Annotated in this window: 21 protein-coding genes; 7 read left to right on the top strand and 14 right to left on the bottom strand. The window is 59.0% G+C overall.

The window, feature by feature from the left end; all coding sequences use genetic code 11:
- Positions 1-11: 11 nt before the first annotated feature.
- The 9 genes from AACY50_RS08215 to gcl form a co-directional block, all read right to left on the bottom strand.
- The gene (locus AACY50_RS08215) at positions 12-1,199 is read right to left on the bottom strand and encodes an MFS transporter (RefSeq protein WP_339433617.1); all 1,188 of its coding nucleotides are present in this window, start codon (positions 1,197-1,199) and stop codon (positions 12-14) included.
- A 310-nt stretch (positions 1,200-1,509) separates the two neighbouring features.
- Positions 1,510-2,505 (bottom strand): sulfate ABC transporter substrate-binding protein, encoded by a 996-nt coding sequence (locus AACY50_RS08210; protein ID WP_339433618.1) that lies wholly within the window; start codon positions 2,503-2,505, stop codon positions 1,510-1,512.
- A 104-nt stretch (positions 2,506-2,609) separates the two neighbouring features.
- Positions 2,610-3,434, bottom strand: coding sequence for an ion transporter (locus AACY50_RS08205; protein WP_339433619.1), 825 nt, complete (start codon positions 3,432-3,434; stop codon positions 2,610-2,612).
- 21 nt (positions 3,435-3,455) lie between these two features.
- Complete coding sequence (locus tag AACY50_RS08200; protein WP_339433620.1) at positions 3,456-4,370, bottom strand: urea transporter; 915 nt, start codon at positions 4,368-4,370, stop codon at positions 3,456-3,458.
- Positions 4,371-4,432: 62 nt separating this feature from the next.
- Positions 4,433-5,848 (bottom strand): pyruvate kinase, encoded by a 1,416-nt coding sequence (gene pyk, locus AACY50_RS08195; RefSeq protein ID WP_339494943.1) that lies wholly within the window; start codon positions 5,846-5,848, stop codon positions 4,433-4,435.
- Positions 5,845-7,119: a glycerate kinase type-2 family protein gene (locus tag AACY50_RS08190; RefSeq protein ID WP_339538435.1), complete on the bottom strand. Its 1,275-nt coding sequence runs from the start codon at positions 7,117-7,119 to the stop codon at positions 5,845-5,847. The genes pyk and AACY50_RS08190 overlap by 4 nt, the downstream gene beginning before the upstream one ends.
- A gap of 157 nt (positions 7,120-7,276) precedes the next feature.
- A complete protein-coding gene (locus tag AACY50_RS08185; protein WP_339433623.1) occupies positions 7,277-8,170 on the bottom strand; it encodes a 2-hydroxy-3-oxopropionate reductase in 894 nt (297 codons plus the stop codon).
- Positions 8,171-8,266: 96 nt separating this feature from the next.
- A complete protein-coding gene (gene hyi / locus AACY50_RS08180; protein WP_339433624.1) occupies positions 8,267-9,049 on the bottom strand; it encodes a hydroxypyruvate isomerase in 783 nt (260 codons plus the stop codon).
- A 140-nt stretch (positions 9,050-9,189) separates the two neighbouring features.
- A complete protein-coding gene (gene gcl, locus AACY50_RS08175; protein WP_250603832.1) occupies positions 9,190-10,965 on the bottom strand; it encodes a glyoxylate carboligase in 1,776 nt (591 codons plus the stop codon).
- A gap of 268 nt (positions 10,966-11,233) precedes the next feature.
- On the opposite strand from gcl, the gene AACY50_RS08170 reads away from it, so the two are divergent.
- Positions 11,234-11,674, top strand: a complete 441-nt coding sequence (locus AACY50_RS08170) for a GlcG/HbpS family heme-binding protein (RefSeq protein WP_339433626.1) — start codon at positions 11,234-11,236, stop codon at positions 11,672-11,674.
- A 131-nt stretch (positions 11,675-11,805) separates the two neighbouring features.
- On the opposite strand, the gene AACY50_RS08165 is transcribed toward AACY50_RS08170, so the two are convergent.
- The 3 genes from AACY50_RS08165 to AACY50_RS08155 all read right to left on the bottom strand — a co-directional run bounded on the left by AACY50_RS08165 (position 11,806) and on the right by AACY50_RS08155 (position 14,814).
- A complete protein-coding gene (locus tag AACY50_RS08165; RefSeq protein ID WP_221731929.1) occupies positions 11,806-12,411 on the bottom strand; it encodes a TetR/AcrR family transcriptional regulator in 606 nt (201 codons plus the stop codon).
- 323 nt (positions 12,412-12,734) lie between these two features.
- Entirely contained in the window at positions 12,735-13,523 is a 789-nt protein-coding gene (locus tag AACY50_RS08160; RefSeq protein ID WP_339433627.1) for an MlaA family lipoprotein, read from the bottom strand.
- Entirely contained in the window at positions 13,516-14,814 is a 1,299-nt protein-coding gene (locus AACY50_RS08155; RefSeq protein WP_339433628.1) for a serine/threonine protein kinase, read from the bottom strand. The genes AACY50_RS08160 and AACY50_RS08155 overlap by 8 nt, the downstream gene beginning before the upstream one ends.
- Before the next feature lie 224 nt (positions 14,815-15,038).
- On the opposite strand from AACY50_RS08155, the gene AACY50_RS08150 reads away from it, so the two are divergent.
- Positions 15,039-15,407: a hypothetical protein gene (locus tag AACY50_RS08150; protein WP_339433629.1), complete on the top strand. Its 369-nt coding sequence runs from the start codon at positions 15,039-15,041 to the stop codon at positions 15,405-15,407.
- Between the two features lie 106 nt (positions 15,408-15,513).
- On the opposite strand, the gene AACY50_RS08145 is transcribed toward AACY50_RS08150, so the two are convergent.
- Complete coding sequence (locus AACY50_RS08145; protein WP_339433630.1) at positions 15,514-17,109, bottom strand: glycoside hydrolase family 17 protein; 1,596 nt, start codon at positions 17,107-17,109, stop codon at positions 15,514-15,516.
- 288 nt (positions 17,110-17,397) lie between these two features.
- On the opposite strand from AACY50_RS08145, the gene AACY50_RS08140 reads away from it, so the two are divergent.
- The 3 genes from AACY50_RS08140 to AACY50_RS08130 all read left to right on the top strand — a co-directional run bounded on the left by AACY50_RS08140 (position 17,398) and on the right by AACY50_RS08130 (position 20,457).
- Positions 17,398-18,249: a glycine betaine ABC transporter substrate-binding protein gene (locus AACY50_RS08140; RefSeq protein ID WP_339465221.1), complete on the top strand. Its 852-nt coding sequence runs from the start codon at positions 17,398-17,400 to the stop codon at positions 18,247-18,249.
- Positions 18,250-18,490: 241 nt separating this feature from the next.
- Positions 18,491-18,802: a DUF485 domain-containing protein gene (locus AACY50_RS08135; protein ID WP_339433632.1), complete on the top strand. Its 312-nt coding sequence runs from the start codon at positions 18,491-18,493 to the stop codon at positions 18,800-18,802.
- Entirely contained in the window at positions 18,799-20,457 is a 1,659-nt protein-coding gene (locus AACY50_RS08130; RefSeq protein WP_339433633.1) for a cation acetate symporter, read from the top strand. The genes AACY50_RS08135 and AACY50_RS08130 overlap by 4 nt, the downstream gene beginning before the upstream one ends.
- A gap of 297 nt (positions 20,458-20,754) precedes the next feature.
- Here the strand turns inward: AACY50_RS08130 and gltA are convergent, their stop codons facing one another.
- On the bottom strand, positions 20,755-22,044 hold the full coding sequence (gene gltA, locus AACY50_RS08125) for a citrate synthase (protein ID WP_221732168.1): 1,290 nt from the start codon (positions 22,042-22,044) through the stop codon (positions 20,755-20,757).
- 362 nt (positions 22,045-22,406) lie between these two features.
- Here gltA and sdhC point away from each other — a divergent pair, with 362 nt between their 5' ends.
- Positions 22,407-22,781 carry a succinate dehydrogenase, cytochrome b556 subunit gene (gene sdhC, locus AACY50_RS08120; protein WP_015096190.1) on the top strand — a complete coding sequence of 125 codons (375 nt, stop codon included), beginning with the start codon at positions 22,407-22,409 and terminating at the stop codon, positions 22,779-22,781.
- Positions 22,775-23,143, top strand: coding sequence for a succinate dehydrogenase, hydrophobic membrane anchor protein (gene sdhD / locus AACY50_RS08115; protein WP_221732169.1), 369 nt, complete (start codon positions 22,775-22,777; stop codon positions 23,141-23,143). The genes sdhC and sdhD overlap by 7 nt, the downstream gene beginning before the upstream one ends.
- Positions 23,144-23,146 lie beyond the last annotated feature (3 nt).

Genomic DNA, 23,146 nt, shown 5'->3' with positions numbered 1-23,146 from the left:
CTTTTTACGTGTTACGCAGTCGCCAGCGATCGCCGTTGCGATGCACCCAAAAAACGCAACAACGCCAACAATGGAAACGCACTGCCAACAATCACGATCCACAACCAGCCGCCATGCTCGAACACCGCGCTGGCGACCGACGAGCCGAAGGCGCCGCCGATGAAGATGCTGGTCATGTACAGCGCGTTCAAGCGACCACGGCTTTTCGCGTCCAGCGAGTACACCGCACGCTGGCCAAGCACCATGTTCATCTGTACGCAGAAGTCCAATACCACGCCGGTCACGGCCAGGCCGATCACGCTGTAGGCCGGGTGGATGAAGGCGGGCAGGAAGCTCAGGCTGGCGAACAGCATCGCCAGCAGCGAAGCGATGCGAGTGTGGCCAGCGTCGGCCAGGCGTCCGCTGATGGGGGCGGCGATGGCACCGATGGCGCCGACCAGGGCGAAGATCGCGATCTCGCTTTGTGACAGGCCGTGGTTGCGCGCCAACTCAAGTGGTACCGCTGTCCAGAACAGGCTGAACGTGGCAAACATGCACCCCTGATAAAACGCGCGCTGACGCAGCACCGGTTGTTGGCGCAGCAGCGTCCACAGCGAACCGAGCAGTTGCCCGTAAGAGGCGCTGTGATCCGGTTGGCGCTTGGGCACGGTCAGTGCCAGCACCACGCTGATCGCCGCCATCAATGCTGCCGCAATCATGAACATCGCCCGCCAGCCGAAATGATCGGCAACCACGCTCGACACCGGCCGCGCCAGCAGGATACCCAGCAGCAGACCACCCATGATTGCGCCGACGACGCGCCCGCGAGATTCCTCCGGCGCCAGATGCGCGGCCAGCGGAATCAGGATCTGTACCGACACGGAACTGAAACCCACGAGCAGCGAGATCAGCAAAAACACGTTGGGCTGATCGGTAAATGCGGCGCCGAGCAGGCTGGCAATTGCCACCACCGTGGTGATGATCATCAACCGACGGTTTTCCAGCAGATCGCCCAGCGGCACCAGAAAGAACAGGCCCAGCGCATAACCGATTTGCGTCAGCGAGACGATGAAGCTGGCCATGGTGTCGGAGAGGCCAAGGTCCGGCGCAATCAGGCCGATGATCGGCTGGGCGTAGTAGATGTTGGCAACGATGGCGCCGCAGCAGAAGGCGAACAGCAGCACCATGCCTCGGGTCATTGCGTGAGTGGCGGTGGTCATAAGGTTTCTCGATCCAGCGAAAGGGAATGCGCAGAGGCTATGGGACAAATCGTATTGGCAGAAGAGGCCTTCGGTTGATATCGATTATTTCTTTGAGCAATGAATGGCTGCAGTCAGGTGGTTGCCACCTCGGTGAACCTTGCGTTCGACCATTGAGCGTCGATGATACATTCAGCTACATCTTCTTCGGTAGCGTGCGTATGTTTACTGCTGCGCTTTACTGTTCGTCATAGGGGACATGGTGGTGATTTCAAATTCCCACAAAAAAGGCGACCCGTTGAGATCGCCTTTTCATAGAGCCGCTTGACTATTACTGGCTGTAAATCTGGTCAAACACCCCACCGTCATTGAAGTGGGTCTTCTGCACGGTGCGCCAGTCACCAAAGGTTTTCTCCACCGACAGGAAGTCGACTTTCGGGAAACGGTCGGTGTATTTGGCCAGCACCGCCGGGTCACGCGGACGCAGGTAGTTGGCCGCAGCGATTTCCTGACCTTCAGGCGACCACAGGTATTTCAGGTACTCATCAGCGGCTGCGCGCGAACCTTTCTTGTCGACGACTTTATCGACCACCGACACCGGTGGCTCGGCTTCGGCGGAGACGCTTGGGTAGATGACTTCAAACTGATCACGGCCAAATTCGCGGGCGATCATTTCCGCTTCGTTCTCGAAAGTCACCAGCACGTCGCCAATCTGGTTGGTCATGAATGTGGTGGTCGCGGCGCGGCCACCGGTATCCAGCACCGGCGCTTGCTTGAACAGTTTGCCGACGAAGTCTTTGGCTTTGTTCTCGTCACCGCCGTTCTTCAGCACGTAGCCCCAGGCCGAGAGGTAGGTGTAGCGGCCGTTACCCGAGGTTTTCGGGTTTGGCACGATCACCTGCACGCCGTCTTTAAGCAGGTCCGGCCAGTCTTTCAGGGCTTTCGGGTTGCCCTTGCGCACAATGAACACGGTCGCCGAGGTGAACGGTGCGCTGTTGTCCGGCAGTCGGGTAACCCAGTTCTCCGGCACCAGTTTGCCGTGATCGGCCAGGGCGTTGATGTCGGTGGCCATGTTCATGGTGATGACGTCGGCCGGCAGGCCATCGATCACCGAGCGCGCTTGCTTGCTCGAACCGCCGAAGGACATCTGCACGGTGATGTTTTCGTTGTGCTCGGCTTGCCAGTGTTTCTGGAACGCAGTGTTGTAGTCCTTGTAGAAATCGCGCATCACGTCGTAGGAAACGTTCAGCAGGGTCGGTGCGGCTTGAGCCACGCTACCGAACGCAAGACCGGCGGCGAGAAGTGAGGCGCCAAAGAGTTTTTTCACTGCGCATTCCTTGTTCTGTGGGGGTGTTGTGCCAAAGGTGAGGCCACTTGCCACTGACTATAACGGGGCACGCATAGTCGCTTAAAGATTAAAAAGCACTTTGCTTATTCCATTTTCTTGAACAGTGCATTGCCGCATCGGGAGCAGAAAGCTGCGTCGTGTTCGTGGCTGTTTTTCTTGCACACCGGGCAATCGTGTTGCAGATGTTCGCCGCGCATGGCGTTGGCCAGTTCGGCGGTGAAAATCCCGGTGGGCACGGCGATGATCGAGTAACCGGTGATCATTACCAGCGACGAAATCACCTGGCCCAGCGGGGTTGTCGGCACGATATCGCCGAAGCCCACGGTGGTCAGCGTCACGATTGCCCAATAGATGCCTTTGGGAATACTGGTGAAGCCGTGTTCCGGGCCTTCGATCACATACATCAGCGTGCCGAACACCGTCACCAGCGTGCAGACGCTGACCAGAAACACCACGATCTTCTGCTTGCTGCCGCGCAGCGCCGACATCAGATAGTTGGCTTGCTTGAGGTACGGGCTGAGTTTGAGCACGCGAAAAATCCGCAGCATCCGGATGATGCGGATGATCAGCAGATACTGCGCATCGCTGTAATACAGGGCGAGGATGCCGGGCACGATTGCCAGCAAGTCCACCAGCCCATAAAAACTGAAGGCATAACGCAACGGCTTCGGTGAGCAATACAGGCGAAGGATGTACTCACCGAGAAAGATAATGGTGAAGCCCCACTCGATGTACGCCAGTGCATCGGCATAGTTGCGGTGAACGCTGTCGATGCTGTCGAGCATCACGACCACCAGGCTGGCGAGGATGATCAACAGCAAAATGCCGTCGAAACGCCGCCCAGCCGTGGTGTCGGTCTGGAAAATCACTACGTAAAGCTGATCACGCCAACGCTTGCTGCTGTCCATATGTAACGCCTGAATCGAAGATCAGCGCAGCCTAGGTTGATTCTCCCCATGAGCGCAAGGCGTGCTGTTAACCGTTGCGTTGCCGAGCATCTGGATGCCAGCGCGGATCAGCCAGCAGGCGAGAATGAATGGCGCGGTCAGCGTGGCCAGACCGACGGCGGCAAACAGGGGTGTCACCAGCAGCGCGAGGACGATGCCGAGCAACGGCAGCCACGGTTGTTGACGTTGTGCACTGAAGGCGAGTGCGGCGAGTACGGCGTTGTAGCTGCCCAGGCCGAGCAGGGCGGTATTGGTTTCGTGGTGCAGCAGGCTTGAACCGAGGCCGATTGCACTTGCCAACAGCGCCCAGGCAAAGGCCCGGCGATCAGCTATCAGCAAACCGATGGCGATCAAGGTGCCGGCCAGCGGATGACCGAGAAACATCACCTGACCCAACCCTCTGAACTCGGCGGCAAGCAGGCTCACGTTATTGAGTTCGACAGAAGGCATGGGCATGGGCGGCGCCGCGAAGAGAAGCAGCCCCCAGCTTATGCCCACGAAAGGCGAGGTATAGGCCGGTATGGATCGGCGGTGGTACACATGTTTGAGCCATTGCTGTGTGAGCATTGCGCTCAGGCCACCGGCAGCAAGAATCAACGGCGGCAGCATCGGCGACCACGGGAAGTACAGGCTCAGCAGCAGGCCGAGCAAGACACCGTTGTAGCTGAACAATCCGGCCTGGCGATCAGCCTTGGCATAGTTGCGTCGTTGCGCGGTGAGCAATCCGGCCATGGCACCCAGCAGCGCGCCGGCAAACAGCACCGGAGCGGTGAGCAGGATCGCCAGCAGGCACAGCAGGCCGCACAGCGGATGACGCTGGAAGAAGATTTGACTGAAACCGTTGAGCAAAGCCTCGGCCCAGTCGGGGCAGTGGGTGTTGAAAGAGTTGGCAGGCATGGCAGTTCTGAAAGTCAGTACTGATCGTTCCTTTGCTGCGCGTGGGAACGATCATGTTGGAGTTAAATCAACGTCTCAATGCGCAGCGAGTTGGTCGAGCCCGGCTGCCCGAACGGCACACCGGCAGTGATCAACAGCGTGTCACCGCGCTCGGCCATGCCTTGCGCCTGGGCGATTTCCAGCGCGGTAGAACACACCTCATCGACCTGACGCAGACGATCGTTGACCACCGAGTGAATGCCCCACGCCACGCTCAAACGGCGAGCGGTTTGCAGGTTCGGCGTCAGATTGAGGATCGGTGCTTTGGGCCGTTCCCGCGCCGCACGCAACGTCGAGGCTCCGGACTCGCTGTAATTGACCAGCACGGCCACTGGCAGCACGTTGCTGATGCGTCGGATCGCGCAACTGATGGCATCGGAAACAGTCGCCTCAGCCTTGGGGCGGCTGACGTCGAGTTGCGTCTGATAATCCGGGCCGTTTTCCACCTGACGGATGATCTTGCTCATCATCTGCACGGCTTCCAGCGGGTATTCCCCCGACGCGGTTTCCGCCGACAGCATCACCGCATCGGCACCCTCGGCCACGGCGTTGGCCACGTCGGTGACTTCAGCGCGGGTCGGCGTCGCAGAGAAGCGCATCGACTCGAGCATCTGCGTTGCCACCACCACCGGTTTTCCCAATTCACGGCAGGTGCTGATGATGTTTTTCTGGATCTGCGGCACGCTCTCGGCAGGGACTTCCACGCCCAGGTCACCGCGAGCCACCATGATCGCGTCGCTCAGCTCGGCGATTTCGCGCAGTTGCTCGACGGCCGAAGGCTTTTCGATTTTGGCCATCAGGAAGGCTTTGTCGCCGATCAGTGCGCGGGCTTCGAGCATGTCTTGCGGGCGCTGGACAAACGACAGCGCCACCCAATCCACACCCAACTCCAGACCAAAACTCAAATCGCGGCGATCCTTGGCCGTCAACGGGCTGAGGTCGAGCACCGCTTGCGGCACGTTCACGCCTTTGCGGTCTGACAGCTCGCCGCCATTGAGCACGGTGGTGTCGATCGCATCGTCGTACTTAGTCACCACGCGCAGACGCAGTTTGCCGTCGTCGAGCAGCAGATCCATGCCGGCTTCCAGCGCCTCGATGATTTCCGGATGCGGCAGGTTGACCCGGCGCTCATCGCCGGGAGTCGCATCCAGATCCAGACGGAACGCCTGACCGCGATGCAACTGCACCTTGCCCTCGGCGAATTTGCCGACACGCAGTTTTGGCCCTTGCAGGTCCATCAGAATGCCCAGCGGATAGTTGAGCTGACTCTCGACTTCGCGGATCCACTGATAGCGCTTGGCGTGGTCGGCGTGGTCGCCGTGGCTGAAGTTCAGGCGGAAGATATTCACTCCGGCCTCGACCAGTTCGCGGATGTCTTGGATGCCATCGACAGCAGGCCCGAGGGTGGCGAGGATTTTGACCTTTTTATCAGGCGTCATGATTTAGAGCTCTCGAGAATCAGAATGGCGCGGAAGTCGTTGACGTTGGTGCGGGTCGGCTCGGTGACGATCAGCGCATCGAGCGCCTCGAAATAGCCGTAGCCATTGTTGTTATCCAGCTCGTCACTGGCGCTCAAGCCCAGTGCCGCGGCGCGCTTGTAGCTGTCCGGGGTCATGATGGCACCGGCGTTGTCTTCCGAGCCGTCGATGCCGTCGGTGTCACCGGCCAGGGCGTAGACGCCGGGCAGGCCTTTGAGGCTATCGGTCAGGCTAAGGAGGAATTCGGCGTTGCGCCCGCCACGGCCATTGCCGCGCACGGTCACGGTGGTTTCACCGCCGGAGAGGATCACGCACGGCGCCGCCAGTGGCTGGCCGTGGTTGATGATCTGGCGAGCGATGCCGGCGTGGACTTTCGCCACTTCGCGCGATTCACCTTCCAGATCGCCGAGGATCAGCGTGCTGAAACCGGCCTGACGGCACTTCACCGCCGCGGCGTCCAGCGATTGCTGAGGACGGGCGATCAACTGGAAATGACTGCGGGCCAGGCTCGGATCACCGGGTTTGACGGTCTCCGATTCAGGGCTTTGCAACCAGGTGCGTACCGACGCCGGGATCTCGATGCCGTAGCGCTTGATGATCGCCAGTGCTTCAACCGAGGTGCTGGGGTCGGCCACGGTCGGGCCAGAGGCGATGACCGTGGCGAGGTCGCCTGGTACATCGGAGATCGCGTAGGTATAGACCGTGGCAGGCCAGCAGGCTTTACCCAGGCGTCCGCCCTTGATCGCCGAGAGGTGCTTGCGCACGCAGTTCATCTCGCCGATGGTCGCGCCGGATTTGAGCAGGGCTTTGTTGATGGATTGCTTGTCAGCGAGGGTGATGCCTTCGGCCGGCAAGGCGAGCAGGGCAGAGCCGCCACCTGAGAGCAGGAAGATCACGCGGTCGTCTTCGCTCAGGTTACTGACCAGGTCCAGCACACGCTTGGCCACGGCCAGGCCGGCAGCGTCCGGCACCGGATGCGCAGCTTCGACCACTTCGATTTTTTCGCATGGGGCGCCGTGACCGTAACGAGTCACTACCAGGCCAGAGACTTCCCCCTGCCAGCAGCGTTCGACCACTTGCGCCATCGCGGCCGCGGCTTTACCGGCGCCGATGACGATGACCCGACCGGTGCGATCGTCTGGCAGGTGGGCTTCGAGGACTTGCTGCGGGTGGGCCGCGTCGATGGCTGTGGCAAACAGCTCGCGCAGCAGTTGTTGCGGATCGACCGACATGGCGGGCTCCCGGAATTCTTGTTATTCGAAAGGGCAACTCAGATCCAGTGTGGGAGCGGGCTTGTTCGCGAATGCGCGGGGTCAGTCAACCTTGGTGTCGACTGACATTGCCTCTTCGCGAGCAAACCCGCTCCCACATGGAAAGCGGGGCAAAGGCTTACTGCTTGTCGCGGATCGAGAAGTTGGCCATGTGTTCCAGGCCCTTGATCAGCGCCGAGTGATCCCAGTTGCTGCCACCGATGGCCGCGCAGGTGCTGAACACTTGCTGGGCGTTGGCGGTGTTCGGCAGGTTGATGTTCAGTTCCTTGGCGCCTTGCAGAGCCAGGTTCAGGTCCTTCTGGTGCAGGCTGATGCGGAAGCCTGGATCGAAGGTACCTTTGATCATGCGTTCGCCGTGCACTTCGAGGATCTTGGAGGATGCGAAGCCGCCCATCAGCGCTTCACGCACCTTGGCTGGATCGGCACCGTTTTTCGAAGCGAACAGCAAGGCTTCAGCCACGGCCTGAATGTTCAGGGCCACGATGATCTGGTTCGCCACTTTTGCGGTTTGACCGTCGCCATTGCCACCGACCAGCGTGATGTTCTTGCCCATGGCCTGGAACAGCGGCAGTGCGCGTTCGAAGGCATCGGCGTCGCCACCGATCATGATGCTCAGGGTCGCGGCTTTGGCACCGACTTCACCACCGGACACAGGTGCGTCGAGGTATTGCGCACCTTTTTCGTTGATCTTCGCCGCGAAGGCTTTGGTGGCGGTCGGCGAGATCGAGCTCATGTCGATCACGACTTTGCCTTTGCCGATACCGGCAGCGACGCCGTCGGCGCGGAACAGCACGTCATCGACCTGCGGGGTATCCGGGACCATGACGATGATGAACTCGGCTTCCTGAGCCACTTCGCGCGGGTTGGCCAGCGCGACGGCACCCGCGGCAACCAGGTCGGCAGGCGCGGGGTCGTGGTGCGCCGACAGGAACAGGCTGTGACCGGCTTTCTGCAGGTTCGCCGCCATTGGGTGGCCCATGATGCCGGTGCCGATAAATCCGATTTTAGCCATGAGAAAATCCTCTTGTTTTTGTCTTGCTCAAGCAAATTGGGGGTGTTGCTTTGGGTGGGAGCGAGCAAGCCCGTTCCTACAGGTTTTGCGTTGTTCTTAAATTGCGTTGTGGGTTTTCAACCAGCCGAGCCCTGCTTCAGTGGTGGTAAGCGGCTTGTATTCGCAACCGACCCAACCCTGATAACCGATGCGGTCCAGGTGTTCGAACAGGAAGCGGTAGTTGATTTCACCGGTACCTGGCTCGTTGCGCCCGGGGTTGTCTGCGAGCTGCACATGGTTGATCTCGCCCAGGTGCGATTGCAGGGTGCGGGCCAGATCGCCTTCCATGATTTGCATGTGATAGATGTCGTATTGCAGGAACAGATTGGCGCTGCCGACCTGTTCGCGAATCGACAGGGCTTGCGCGGTGTTGTTCAAGTAGAAGCCTGGGATGTCACGGGTGTTGATCGCTTCCATCACCAGTTTGATGCCCGCCGCTTGCAGCTTGTCGGCCGCGTACTTGAGGTTGGCGACGAAGGTCTTTTCCACGGTGGCATCGTCCACGCCTTGCGCACGGATACCGGCCAGGCAGTTGACCTGGGTGTTGCCCAGCACTTGCGCGTAGGCAATGGCCAGATCGACACCGGCGCGGAATTCTTCGACCCGATCCGGCAGGCACGCGATACCGCGCTCACCTTTGGCCCAGTCACCGGCCGGCAGGTTGAACAGCACTTGGGTCAGACCGTTGGCCTCCAGTTTTGCCTTGATTTCGGCGGAGCTGAAGTCGTACGGAAACAGATATTCCACACCACTGAAACCGGCCTTGGCGGCGGCGTCGAAACGGGCAAGGAAATCCTGTTCGGTGAACAGCATGGACAGGTTGGCTGCGAAACGCGGCATGGTGGTCTCCCGTAAATCTTGTGAAGTTCCCCTTGTGGCAGCGGGCTTGCTCGCCAAAGCGGTGGATCAGCCAACATCATTGTCGGATGTGCAATTGCTTTCGCGGGCAAGCCCGCTCCCACAGGGAGAGCGGTCAACAGTTAATCAAGCAGCGAAATCGCCGTCGGTGCGTCGTTGCCGACGAGTGCCAGGTCTTCGAATTCGTTGACGGCGTTGATCTCGGTACCCATGGAGATGTTGGTCACACGCTCCAGAATGATCTCGACGATCACCGGCACCTTGAACTCTTCGATCATCTGTTCGGCCTTGCGCAGGGCAGGGGCGATTTCCGACGGTTCGAACACACGCAGTGCCTTGCAGCCCAGGCCTTCAGCCACTGCGATGTGGTCAACCCCGTAACCGTTGAGTTCCGGCGCGTTGAGGTTATCGAAGGACAGCTGCACGCAGTAGTCCATTTCGAACCCGCGCTGTGCCTGACGGATCAGACCCAGGTACGAGTTGTTCACCACGACGTGGATGTACGGCAGTTTGAACTGAGCGCCGACCGCCAGTTCTTCGATCATGAACTGGAAGTCATAGTCCCCCGACAGGGCCACGACTTTACGGTTCGGATCGGCCTTCACCACGCCCAGCGCTGCCGGAATGGTCCAGCCCAACGGGCCTGCCTGGCCGCAGTTGATCCAGTGACGCGGCTTGTAGACGTGCAGGAACTGCGCGCCGGCAATTTGCGACAGACCAATGGTGCTGACGTAGCAGGTGTCCTTGCCGAACACCTGGTTCATTTCTTCGTAAACGCGCTGTGGCTTGACCGGCACGTTGTCGAAGTGGGTTTTGCGATGCAGGCTGGCTTTGCGCTGCTGGCAATCCTGCAGCCAGGCACTGCGGTTTTTCAGCTTGCCGGCGGCTTGCCATTCACGCGCCACTTCGATGAACACGGTCAATGCGGCAGCGGCGTCGGACACGATGCCCAGGTCCGGTGTGAACACACGACCGATCTGCGTACCTTCGATGTCGACGTGAATGAACTTGCGACCTTCGGTGTAGACATCAACCGAACCGGTGTGGCGGTTGGCCCAGCGGTTACCGATGCCCAGTACCACGTCGGATTTGAGCATCGTCGCGTTGCCGTAACGGTGCGAAGTCTGCAGGCCGACCATGCCGACCATCAGCGGGTGATCGTCCGGGATGGTGCCCCAACCCATCAGGGTCGGGATCACCGGAATACCGGTCAGCTCGGCGAACTCCACCAGCAGATCGCTGGCGTCGGCGTTGATAATGCCGCCACCGGCGACCAGCAATGGACGCTCGGCCTGATCGAGCAGGGCCAGAGCCTTTTCCACCTGCACGCGGGTTGCGGTCGGCTTGGCCAGCGGCAGCGGCTGGTAGGCGTCGATGTCGAATTCGATTTCAGCCATCTGCACGTCGAACGGCAGGTCGATCAGCACCGGGCCTGGACGGCCGGAGCGCATCTCAAAGAAAGCTTTCTGGAACGCGTAAGGCACCTGGCCCGGTTCCAGAACCGTGGTCGCCCACTTGGTGACGGGCTTGACGATGCTGGTGATGTCGACCGCCTGGAAGTCTTCCTTGTGCATACGGGCGCGGGGTGCCTGGCCGGTAATGCAGAGGATGGGAATCGAGTCGGCCGAGGCGCTGTAGAGCCCGGTGACCATGTCGGTACCGGCCGGGCCGGAGGTGCCGATGCACACGCCGATGTTGCCGGCCTTGGTGCGGGTGTAACCCTCGGCCATGTGCGAGGCGCCTTCAACGTGGCGAGCGAGGACGTGATCGATGCCACCGACTTTCTGCAAGGCGGAGTACAGCGGGTTGATTGCAGCGCCCGGGATGCCAAAAGCGGTATCAACCCCTTCACGGCGCATCACCAGAACGGCGGCTTCGATTGCTCTCATTTTGCTCATGGTTTTGTGCCTCTTTACGTTTTGTAATTGTATACAAGTGGCTTTGCGCAGAGTGTATTCACGGCGGACGGCGCAGGTCAATCCATTTTATCAAGCGTTCGTTTCATTCGTCGGAAGCCGATTCTGCTGTGGCTTTTCGTCGCATGTAGCGATTTTCGATAATTATTGTATACAAAAAAATAACTCATTGTGTTCTATTTGTCGCATTGGCCTGCGGCACAAAACCGCAGTCCCACGACTTTCCCTATAACAAAATGAGGACGGCACCATGAGCGCTTTAACCTTGAAAGTCGCAGTCAACCTGGTCAGTGAAGCCATCAGCGCAGGGCGAGGCATCAATGCCGCGCCGCTGACCATCGCGGTACTTGATGCCGGCGGTCATCTGGTCGCCCTGCAACGCGAAGACGGCGCCAGCCTGCTTCGCCCGCAAATCGCCATCGGCAAAGCCTGGGGCGCCATCGCGCTAGGTAAAGGCTCGCGCCTGCTGGCGCTGGACGCGCAACAACGGCCGGCCTTCATTGCCGCACTGAACAGCATGGGCCAGGGCAGCGTGGTGCCGGCACCGGGTGGTGTGTTGATTCGGGATCAGGCGGGGAACGTGCTCGGCGCGATCGGGATCAGCGGCGATCTGTCGGATATTGATGAGCAGGTGGCGATCAAAGCGGTGGAGGTGCTGGACTTGCGGGCGGATGCGGGGGTGGTTTCTTGATCTTTAGCGTCTGATTAACCGCTATCGCGAGCAGGCTCACTCCTACAGGATCGTGGTCAGGCACAAAATGTCTGAATGCCTCCGAGCCCTTATAGGAGTGAGCCTGCTCGCGATCGCGTCATCGCGGTGTCTCAGTCCGGTTCACACCCTTTGAGCACCAACCGAATAATCGTCTGCGCCGCCGCCTCATAATCCGCTTCGTCCAGCTTGTCCTTGCCGGTGACCGCAGAAATCTGCCAGTCGAAGTCGGCGTAGGTCTGGGTGGCAGCCCAGATACTGAACATCAGATGGTTGGGGTCGATCGGCGCGATCTGGCCGCGGTCGATCCAGGTCTGGATGCAGTTGATGTTGTGCTTGGCCTGGCCGTTGAGTTGCTCGACCAGGTCGGCGCTCAAATGCGGTGCGCCGTGCATGATTTCGCTGGCAAATACTTTGGACGCGAAGGGCAGGTCGCGGGAGATGCGGATCTTGGAGCGGATGTAGCCGCTCAGTACTTCGCTCGGTACGCCGTCCGCGTTGAACGGCGTCGACGCCTGCAGGATCGGCACGATGATGCTTTCCAGTACCTCGCGGTAGAGGTTTTCCTTGGATTTGAAGTAGTAGTAGACGTTGGGCTTGGGCAATCCCGCCTTGGCGGCGATGTCGCTGGTTTTGGTCGCTGCGAAGCCTTTGTCGGCAAACTCCTCGCTGGCGGCACGCAGGATCAGTTCTTTGTTGCGCTCGCGGATTGTGCTCATAAACCCGGTGGTTCCTTGCCTGTTCTGGCGGTGGCGCATGGTAGCACCGGCCTCGCGCAGCGCTCAAGAATGCCCCGTGTGCTCGGTGATGACCTGGCGCTCAATGCCCAGCAAGTCTGCGGCGTACATGCCGAGCGGGAAAGGTGGCTAAAGCTTCGTTCGTCAACAAGCTCTGGAAAGCCTTTAAAGGCTGAGCACGTTACCCCTGTGGGAGCGGGCTTGCTCGCGAAGGCGGCGTCTGAGTCAATGGACAGGTGACTGACACTCCCTTTTCGCGAGTAAGCTTGTTCCCACATTTGCCGGATGTGGCTCCCGTAAAAACGTTACTCGGCAATCTGCAACTTGCGCGACTCGGTGTACACGTAACGCACCTTTTCGTACTCGAACGGCGAGTTCAGTTGACCGTAGCGGAAACTGGTCTGATAGCGCTTGTCTACTGCGCGCAGGGCCCAGATCTCCGGATGGTTGGAGCTGACTTCTGACACGTTCAAGAAGTTGACCGCCGATTCGGCGCTGTAGTCCACGGCCAGACCTGCAGTGTCACGCAGGTTCGATGGGCCGAGGACCGGCAGCACAAAATAGGCGCCTCCCGGCACACCATAGAAACCCAGCGTCTGGCCGAAGTCTTCGCTCTGGCGTGGCAGGCCCATGGCGGTCGCCGGGTCCCACAGACCGGCGACGCCGATGGTGGTGTTGAACAACAGGCGTGCAGTCGTTTTCATGGAGCGCTCGCCCTTGAACTGCAACAGGCTGTTGATCAGGTTGGGTACGTCGCCCAGGTTGTTGAAAAAGTTGCTCACGCCGGTGCGCACGAAGCTCGGCGTGACGTAGCGATAACCGTCGACCACCGGCAAAAATACCCATTGATCGAAACGGTAGTTGAAGTGGTAAACGCGACGGTTCCACTCTTCCAGCGGGTCATACACGTTCAGCGCGTTGAGCGTGGAACGCTCGAATTCGCGTTGGTCCAGCCCCGGGTTGAATTTGAGTTTGGACAGCGGCTCCTTGAAACCGTCACTGTCGACCACCACCGGTGCATTGGCTTTGCTGTTATCGGCCTGGGCCATGCCTGCACAGAGGAGTGCTGCTATCAGCAGGAGATATTTAGCCACGGAAGAACTCCAGCATGGCGTCGCTGTTGACGCGGTAGTTAATGTTGCCGCAATGGCCGCCCAGTGGATAAACGGTCAGGCGATCGCCAAAGGTTTTGCGCAGGAAGCCCAGGTCGCCCGGGCCGAGGATCACGTCGTCGGCGTTGTGCATCACGGCGATTTTAGGGCTGTCGTGCAGGTAATCCTTGAGCGCATACAGACTGACCTGATCGATCAATTGCAACAGGCTGCCGCCATCGGTGCGCGCGCGCCACATCGGGATCACCTGTTCGGTCAGGTAGCAATCGAAGTCACATTGCAGTGCACGCTTGAGGAACGGCGTGAGGCTGGTGCCTTCGGTGATCGGGAATTTCGGCGGGGTGATCAGGCCGCGACGGTTGATCAGGTCCGAGGTGAAGGCAATATCGGCGGCCGAGAAACGGAACGAGGTGCCAATCAGCATCGCCATCTGTTCGTTGGTCAGGTGCTGTTTGGATTGCTGGAAGTCGTAGAGCAGGGCGTCGTTGAGGTCGATGTAACCTTTCTGCTGGAAGTAACGGGTCAATTTGCCCAGCACCAACTCATAGAACGTTGTGCTGTTGTTGATGCCTTTGACTTCGGTCTGTACCAGCCTGTCGAGGTTGGTGATCGAGGTGTAAAGGTTGACCGGCGGATTGAGCAGCAGGACTTTTTTGAAATTGAAGCTGCGGCGGGTTTCGTCCAGATGCGCGACGAACGCCGCATCAAGCGCACCGAGGCTGTAGCCGGTGAGGTAGTAGTCAGTGACCGGCAGTTTCGGATTTTGCGCCCGCACAGCCTGCATCACACGGTACATGTCCTCGGCGTCTTCCTTGGTCACGCCCGGTGTGGCGAAGCGCGACGCGGCGCTGATGAAGTCGAAGCTGGTCGGTGAGGACAACTGCACGACGTGATAGCCGGCCTTGTAATAGAGTTTTTTCAGGTATTCGTTGAGCGTGCTGTCATAACGCGCACCAGTGCCGGCAATCAGGAAGATCAGCGGTGCTGGTTTGTCCTGGGTGGCGATGCGGTAAGTGAGTTTTTTTACCGCCCAGAAATTGTCCGGCAGGATGAATGCCCGCTCCGGGCGCAAGGTGACGCTGCGGTCGGACTGATTGATGTCGTCGTCCAGTGGCAGTTCCGGGCGCAGGTCCGGCGGAGTCGTGGCGATGGTCGCCTCGAACGGGTTGGTCAGGGGGTAGCCATAACTGGCGGCGTCGATATCCGCCGCCAGTGCGGACGCACTCAAGATAAGGCCGCTGAACAGCGCGGCGAAGCGCAAGGAACGGAGCATGACTGGATCCCTTAGAGGAAGGTGCCGAATGAGGTTCGCAGGCTATGACCACCGGGGTTGTGCCAAAGTGCCATGGCGCGGCACCAAACAGGCAGAATTCGGAGTAATAGTAGCCGGACGATACACTTTGCATCGCGCGGATGAATAGTTAACTGTTGTTAGCGCTTGCGTATGCCGGGCGGCAGATTAAGCTGGCCGCCGATTTTTGTTGATTGGAGTCATTCATGTCCCGCCGCGTGCCCGTGATGCTGTTGCTCGTTCTGCTGCCGTTATGGCTCGCCGCCAGTTATGGCGCGCGATACGGCTTCATGGAGGATGGCAAATGGGTGGGCATCTGCGTAGATGAGGCCAGTCGCTGGGAGTGCCAGATGCGTTCCAGCCTGGGGCTGATGACTCACTTCAAGGTGTTGGGCTGGGCGGCGTTGGGTGCGGCATTGATCGGATTCGTGTTGCCGGGCAGGGCCGGGTGGTGGCTGGCGGTGCTGGCGCTGGTGTTCGGGCTGCCGGCGCTGGCGCTGTACAACACCACGTTGGCGGTGTTTGCGCTGGTGATTGCCGGGTTGCGCCTGGTCCGGCAATCTCGCGGCGTCTGACAATCAGTCATCGCGGGCAAGCCCGTTCCCACAGGGATTTGTGTGCAGTCAGGTCCAAATGTGGGGGCGGGCTTGCTCGCCAAGGGGCCGGCGCAGACGCTGAAGATCAGCGAGTGCGAACCCGCAAGCATCGCCACAATGCCGCCACCATCAAGCCGCTGACCAGTGCCCAGCCCAAGGCCTGCTGGTTCTGCAACCCCTCCTCGAACAACTGCGGTGCGATACCGGCCCCGATGATAAGGGCCAGCAAAGCAATCTCCCGACGCGGCACGCTGACCGGGCGGCACAGGTACACCAGCGCGGGCAGGATGAATGCCATGCTCGCAAAGCTGCGGTAACGCGCATCGAACACCATCTCCAGCATCATCACCGCGGCTGCAAAACCTGCTGTGGCCACCAGCCAGCCGGCGCGACGCTCCAGCAGATTGAAAGCACGTTCACGCCAGCCGGTACGCGCGCTCAATGTCAGCGCGGCATGCGCCAGTACTTTCAGATTCAGCGCTGTCAACAGTCCGACCCACAGCCATTCGCTGGCAAATCGCGTGGTGACCCGGGCCATATCACCCCAGGCACCGATTGAGCACGCGGCGAGGGCGCCCAGCAGTGGCAATACCAGTGCTGAGCGAGTATTGCGAACGCGGCCGCCAAGGATCAGCGTACCGAGGAAAATCAAACCGCCAACGGCCAGCCATTCTTTCCAGTACGGTACATTCGTCACCGGCCCGGCGAGCATGCCCTTGTCCTGACGATCGGCATCGAACAGCCCCCAATACCCGCCCACCGCACCTTCGCTGCCGCGCTTCCATGGCTGGTCAAACGCTTCGATCAGGTTGTAATGCCAGCCTTCCTTCTCGGCCATCGCGACAAACCCGCGGATATATTTGGCTTCGTTTTCCCGGCTCGGCACGGCAGTCTTGCGTTGACGGCCTTCGCTTGGCCAACCCGTTTCGCCGATCATTATTTCTTTTGGTGCAAACATGCTGCCGAAACTGCGACGTATCGCGGCTACTTGCGACAAGGCCACGTCGACGTTCCATGGATGGTCTTCCCAGTACGGCAGCAAGTGGATCGTTATGAAGTCCACGGCAGGGGCGATGTCTGGATGCCTTTGCCAGAACTCCCAGACATCAGCGTAAGTCACCGGTTGTTTGATCTGGCCTTTGACCTTGTTGATCAGCTTCACCAGTTGCCCGCCGGTCACTTCTTTACGCAGCAACGCTTCGTTGCCGACGATCACCGCGCTGACCACGTCCGGGTTGGCGTTGGCGCAAGCAATCAGCAGGTCGACTTCCTTCTCGGTGTCCACCGGATTGCTGTTGACCCAGGCGCCGATCATCAATTTCAGGCCATGTTTGCGCGCCAGGTCGGGGAGTGCCTCGAGCCCTGCCATGGAATAGGTGCGCAGGCATTGAAACCGCGTCGCCAGCAGCGCAAGGTCGGCGTCCATGCGCTCCGGGCGCAGTTTCAGCGGCACGTCGAACGGCGACTGGTCTTTGTCGAACGGGGTGTAGGACGCGCATTGCAGTTTGTGCGTCGCGGTGGCGGCATCCGGCAGGATCACCGGTTTACCGAGTCCGTACCAGAAGCCGCACAGTGCAAACAGCCCCAGCAGGCAGGCGAAAAGATAGGGGAGAAAAGCAAAGCGCGAAGTCGCGAACATGGTCAGGCCGTGTGGCTGCAAAGCGACGCATGTTACCTGCATTTATATAGGGTTAGGGGCGCCCTTGGTTTTGACATGCAAAGTTCGGGCGGATTGTCTGGTGTCATCTATATATAGAGAAGGTTAATGGCCTTCTGATGTCGTTTCTCGTTGCCTTGAGGTCGCTGACAGAGCAGGTCGTCGAAGGCGTGGGGTTGATGATCAAAAGCGTCAGTGCTCCGCTGATGTTCGAACGAGTTTGCGGTCAGGCGTGATGGGGGCGCTGTGCACCATAACAATACGTTGACGATGCCCGGCATCCGTCGGGCTCAGCATTTCGGGGAAGTAACGATGAAGATGCGACGACTTTTAGGCGCAGGTGCCGCTCTGGTGCTTGCGATGAGTTCCACATTTGCCAGTGCTGAAAAACAGACCCTGAACATCGGATACGTTGACGGCTGGTCCGACAGCGTCGCGACCACTCATGTGGCCGCCGAAGTGATCAAGCAGAAGCTCGGCTACGACGTAAAACTGCAAGCCGTCGCCACCGGGATCATGTGGCAGGGCGTTGCCACCGGCAAACTCGACGCCATGCTCTCGGCCTGGCTGCCGGTCACCCACGGCGAATACTGGGCAAAAAACAAGGATCTGGTCGTCGATTACGGCCCGAACTTCAAGGATGCGAAAATCGGCCTGATCGTGCCGGAGTATGTGAAGGCCAAGTCGATCGAAGATCTGAAAACCGATGACAGCTTCAGAAATCGCATCGTCGGCATCGACGCCGGTTCAGGCGTGATGCTCAAGACCGATCAGGCCATCAAGGATTACGGTCTGGACAAATACAGTCTCAAGGCCAGTTCCGGCGCCGGCATGATCGCCGAGCTGACCCGTGCCGAGAAGAAAAAAGAATCCATCGCCGTCACCGGTTGGGTCCCGCACTGGATGTTCGCCAAGTGGAAACTGCGCTTCCTCGACGACCCGAAAGGCGTTTATGGCGCGGCTGAAACCGTGAACAGCATCGGCAGCAAAGAGCTGGATGCCAAGGCACCGGAAGTGGTCAAGTTCCTGAAGAACTTCCAGTGGGCGTCGAAAGACGAAATCGGCGAGGTCATGCTGGCGATTCAGGATGGTGCCAAACCTGAAGCTGCGGCGAAAGATTGGGTCGCCAAGCACCCGGATCGTGTAGCTGAATGGACTAAATAAACACTTCACCGTCTAACCCTGTGGGAGCGGGCTTGCTTGCGAAAACGGTCTGTCAGTCGACTGATGTGTTGATTGACACGACGCTTTCGCGAGCAAGTCCGCTCCCACAGTTGTTTTGTGTGTACCTGAAATTGGCAAGTACGTCATGGCGTTATACTACTAAGGTCGTCTGGAACCTGGCTCGCAGCCGCATACAGTGAGTATTGTTCCAACAATAATCTGTGCTGCGAGGATAAAAACAATGAACGACAGCATTTACCTCTCGATTCAAAACAGCCCGCGCTTCAAGGAGCTGGTGCAGAAAAGGGAAAAGTTCGCCTGGATACTCTCGGCGATCATGCTCGGGCTCTACTCGGGATTCATTCTTCTGATCGCCTATGCGCCGCAAGAGCTCGGGGCGAAGCTCAGTCCTGAATCTTCGATCACCTGGGGCATCCCGATCGGTGTCGGGCTGATTGTCTCGGCTTTCGTCCTGACCGCTATCTACGTGCGCCGCGCCAATGGCGAGTTTGACGACCTGAACAATGCGATTCTCAAGGAGGCTCAGCAATGATCCGGCGTCTACTGGCTCTTTTGAGCATCGCAGCGTTCGCTCCGGCAGTCTGGGCCGCAGAAGCCTTGACCGGCGAAGTCCACAAACAACCGCTCAACGTTTCCGCGATCGCCATGTTCGTGGTGTTCGTCGGCGCGACCCTGTGCATCACCTACTGGGCGTCCAAGCGCAACAATTCGGCGGCCGACTACTACGCGGCGGGTGGCAAGATCACCGGTTTCCAGAACGGTCTGGCGATTGCTGGTGACTACATGTCGGCCGCGTCTTTCCTGGGGATTTCCGCGCTGGTGTTTGCCTCCGGCTACGATGGGTTGATCTACTCGATCGGCTTCCTGGTGGGCTGGCCGATCATTCTGTTCCTGATCGCCGAGCGTCTGCGTAACCTGGGTAAGTACACCTTTGCCGATGTGGCGTCCTATCGCCTCGGGCAAACCCAGATCCGCACCCTGTCTGCCTGCGGTTCGCTGGTGGTGGTGGCGTTCTACCTGATCGCGCAAATGGTCGGTGCCGGCAAGCTGATCCAGTTGCTGTTCGGTCTCGATTACTACGTTGCGGTGATTCTGGTCGGTATCCTGATGTGCATGTATGTGCTGTTCGGCGGCATGCTGGCGACCACTTGGGTGCAGATCATCAAGGCTGTGCTGTTGCTGTCCGGTGCTACTTTCATGGCGTTGATGGTCATGAAGCACGTCAACTTCGACTTCAACATGCTGTTCTCCGAGGCAATCAAGGTTCACCCCAAAGGTGAAGCGATCATGAGCCCTGGCGGCCTGGTGAAAGATCCGGTCTCGGCGTTTTCTCTCGCTTTGGCGCTGATGTTCGGTACCGCAGGCCTGCCGCATATCCTGATGCGTTTCTTCACCGTGAGTGACGCCAAGGAAGCGCGTAAGAGCGTGCTGTATGCGACCGGTTTCATTGGTTACTTCTACATCCTGACCTTCATCATCGGCTTCGGCGCGATTCTGCTGGTCAGCACCAACCCTGCGTTCAAAGATGCGGCGGGCGCTTTGCTCGGCGGCAACAACATGGCGGCGGTGCACCTGGCTAACGCGGTGGGTGGCAGTGTTTTCCTTGGCTTCATCTCGGCCGTGGCGTTTGCGACCATTCTGGCGGTTGTGGCGGGTCTGACCCTGGCCGGTGCTTCGGCGGTGTCGCATGACCTGTATGCCAGCGTGATCAAGAAGGGCAAGGCTAACGATAAGGACGAGATCCGCGTTTCGAAGATCACCACCATCGCACTGGGTGTTCTGGCCATCGGCCTGGGCATCCTGTTCGAAAGCCAGAACATCGCGTTCATGGTTGGCCTGGCGTTCTCCATCGCGGCGAGCTGTAACTTCCCGGTCCTACTGCTTTCGATGTACTGGAAGAAGCTGACCACTCGCGGCGCGATGATCGGCGGCTGGCTGGGGCTGTTGAGTGCGGTAGGCCTGATGGTGCTTGGCCCGACCATCTGGGTGCAAATCCTGCATCACGAGAAGGCGATCTTCCCGTACGAGTACCCGGCGCTGTTCTCGATGGTCATTGCTTTTGTCGGGATCTGGTTCTTCTCGATCACCGACAAGTCGGCGGCGGCGGATAACGAGCGGGCGCTGTTCTTCCCGCAGTTTGTGCGTTCGCAGACGGGGTTGGGGGCGAGTGGGGCGGTTTCGCACTGATCGCTTGATGGTTGTATAGGTTGTGCTGAATGCCCCGGTTGAGAGATCGGGGCATTTTTTGTGGGCGTGTTGTCTGTTGATGGTGTGTTTATATCCGTTGCTGCGGTAACGGCTTCCAGGGCTGCGCCCTTACGGCGGGTCACGTTTGGAAACAGTGGCTCGCTGTAAGAGCGAAACCATAGGAGGCCGTTACCGCGGCAACGGATATGCCCCCCCCAAACCCCAGACAGACAAAAACGGCCTCTATATAAGAGGCCGTTCCCGGTGCAACTTCAAGACGTTATCGCAAGACAAGTCTTATTTGCGGTCTTCCAGCTTGGTGATGTCACGCGACTCGTAGCCGGTGTACAGCTGGCGCGGACGGCCGATCTTGTACGGGCTGGAGAGCATTTCTTTCCAGTGGGAGATCCAGCCGACAGTCCGCGCCAAAGCGAAGATCACGGTGAACATGCTGGTCGGAATGCCGATCGCCTTGAGGATGATCCCCGAGTAGAAGTCGACGTTCGGGTACAGAGAGCGTTCGATGAAGTATGGATCGGTCAGGGCGATCTCTTCCAGGCGCATGGCCAGTTCGAGTTGCGGATCGTTGGTGATGCCCAGTTCTTTCAGCACTTCGTCGCAGGTCTGCTTCATGACTGTTGCGCGTGGGTCGCGGTTTTTGTAAACCCGGTGACCGAAGCCCATCAGTTTGAACGGATCGTTCTTGTCCTTGGCCTTGGCGATGAATTTGTCGATGTTGGAAACATCGCCAATCTCGTCAAGCATGGTCAGAACGGCTTCGTTCGCACCGCCGTGAGCAGGGCCCCACAGTGCGGCGATACCGGCGGCGATACAGGCGAACGGGTTGGCACCCGAAGAGCCTGCCAGGCGTACGGTGGACGTCGATGCGTTCTGCTCGTGGTCGGCATGGAGGATGAAGATCTTGTCCATGGCGTTGGCGAGTACCGGGCTGATCGGTTTGATCTCGCACGGGGTGTTGAACATCATGTGCAGGAAGTTTTCCGCGTACGTCAGGTCGTTGCGCGGGTACATCATGGGTTGGCCCATGGAGTACTTGTAAACCATCGCTGCCAGGGTCGGCATCTTGGCAACCAGACGGATCGCGGAAATTTCGCGATGCTGCGGGTTATTGATGTCCAGGGAGTCGTGGTAGAAGGCCGAGAGGGCGCCGACTACACCGCACATGACGGCCATCGGGTGGGCGTCGCGACGGAAGCCGTTGAAGAAGGTTTTCAGCTGCTCGTGAACCATGGTGTGGTTTTTCACGGTGCTGACGAACTGGGCTTTCTGTTCTGTCGTCGGCAGTTCGCCGTTGAGCAGCAGATAGCAGGTTTCGAGGTAGTCCGACTTTGCAGCCAGCTGTTCGATCGGGTAGCCGCGGTGCAACAGAATGCCGTTGTCGCCGTCGATATAGGTAATCTTCGATTCGCACGAAGCGGTCGACATGAAACCCGGGTCGAAAGTGAAGCGGCCCGTGGCCGTAAGGCCCCGAACATCAATAACATCGGGACCAACGGTGCCGGTTAAAATGGGCAGCTCGACGGGGGCTGCGCCCTCGATGATCAACTGCGCTTTTTTGTCAGCCATGTGGCCTCCTATTTATGCTTGAACCATCAGACAGACCCCCCACGCAGGGCCCGCACCACTATAGTGAGATAAATTTGAATGTCAATTTGCCTAAAGTCTTGCTCCAGAAGGCTTTAAGTGCACTTTTTCCTCGAAATTGACTGCCATTTACGCCTTTTATGCAACTTGTGCAATCAGCTATTGGGGGTAGGTGATTGCGTTGTCATTAGTAGCCTAACTGTCTATACTCGGCCACCGACCGCCAAGGGCTTTTGGGCCTGCTTTATTGGGGGTCGCATCCCTGGGTGGTGGTTACCTGACCAGTGCACTCCCCAACAACTTTGCCCTGATTGTTAGGGGCTCTTCAGTGTGAAAAAAAAGCCGTGAAAAGCCAACGACCTGTAAACCTAGACCTAAGGACCATCAAACTCCCCATCACCGGCGTTACGTCGTTTCTTCACCGTGTTTCCGGCATCATTCTCTTCCTGGGCCTGGGCTTCATGCTTTATGCATTGGGCAAATCCCTGGGTTCCGAGGAAGGTTTCGCCGAGGTGAAGGCATGCTTGACCAGTCCGCTGGCCAAGTTCGTAGCATGGGGTCTGCTCTCCGCTCTTCTGTATCACCTGGTAGCCGGTGTGCGCCACTTGATTATGGATATGGGCATCGGTGAGACGCTGGAAGGCGGCCGCCTGGGCTCGAAAATTATCATCGCGGTTTCCGTGGTGTTGATCGTTCTGGCAGGAGTTTGGATATGGTAACCAGCGTTACGAACCTTTCGCGTTCGGGCCTCTATGACTGGATGGCGCAACGTGTGTCTGCGGTTGTTCTCGCGGCTTATTTCATTTTCCTGATCGGCTATCTCGCAGTGAATCCGGGCATTGGCTTTGACCAATGGCACGGCCTGTTCAGCCACAACGGGATGCGTATCTTCAGTCTGCTGGCACTGGTGGCTCTGGGCGCTCACGCCTGGGTCGGCATGTGGACCATCGCGACCGACTACCTGACGCCGATGGCGCTGGGCAAGTCCGCGACTGCGGTACGTTTCCTTTTCCAGGCAGTATGCGGCGTTGCAATGTTCGCCTACTTCGTCTGGGGTGTGCAGATTCTCTGGGGTATCTGATTC

The sequence above is a fragment of the Pseudomonas sp. RA_15y_Pfl2_54 genome (assembly GCF_963971015.1).
GTDB classification, from domain to species: domain Bacteria; phylum Pseudomonadota; class Gammaproteobacteria; order Pseudomonadales; family Pseudomonadaceae; genus Aquipseudomonas; species Aquipseudomonas baetica_A.
This window is presented reverse-complemented; position numbering and strand designations above follow the sequence as displayed.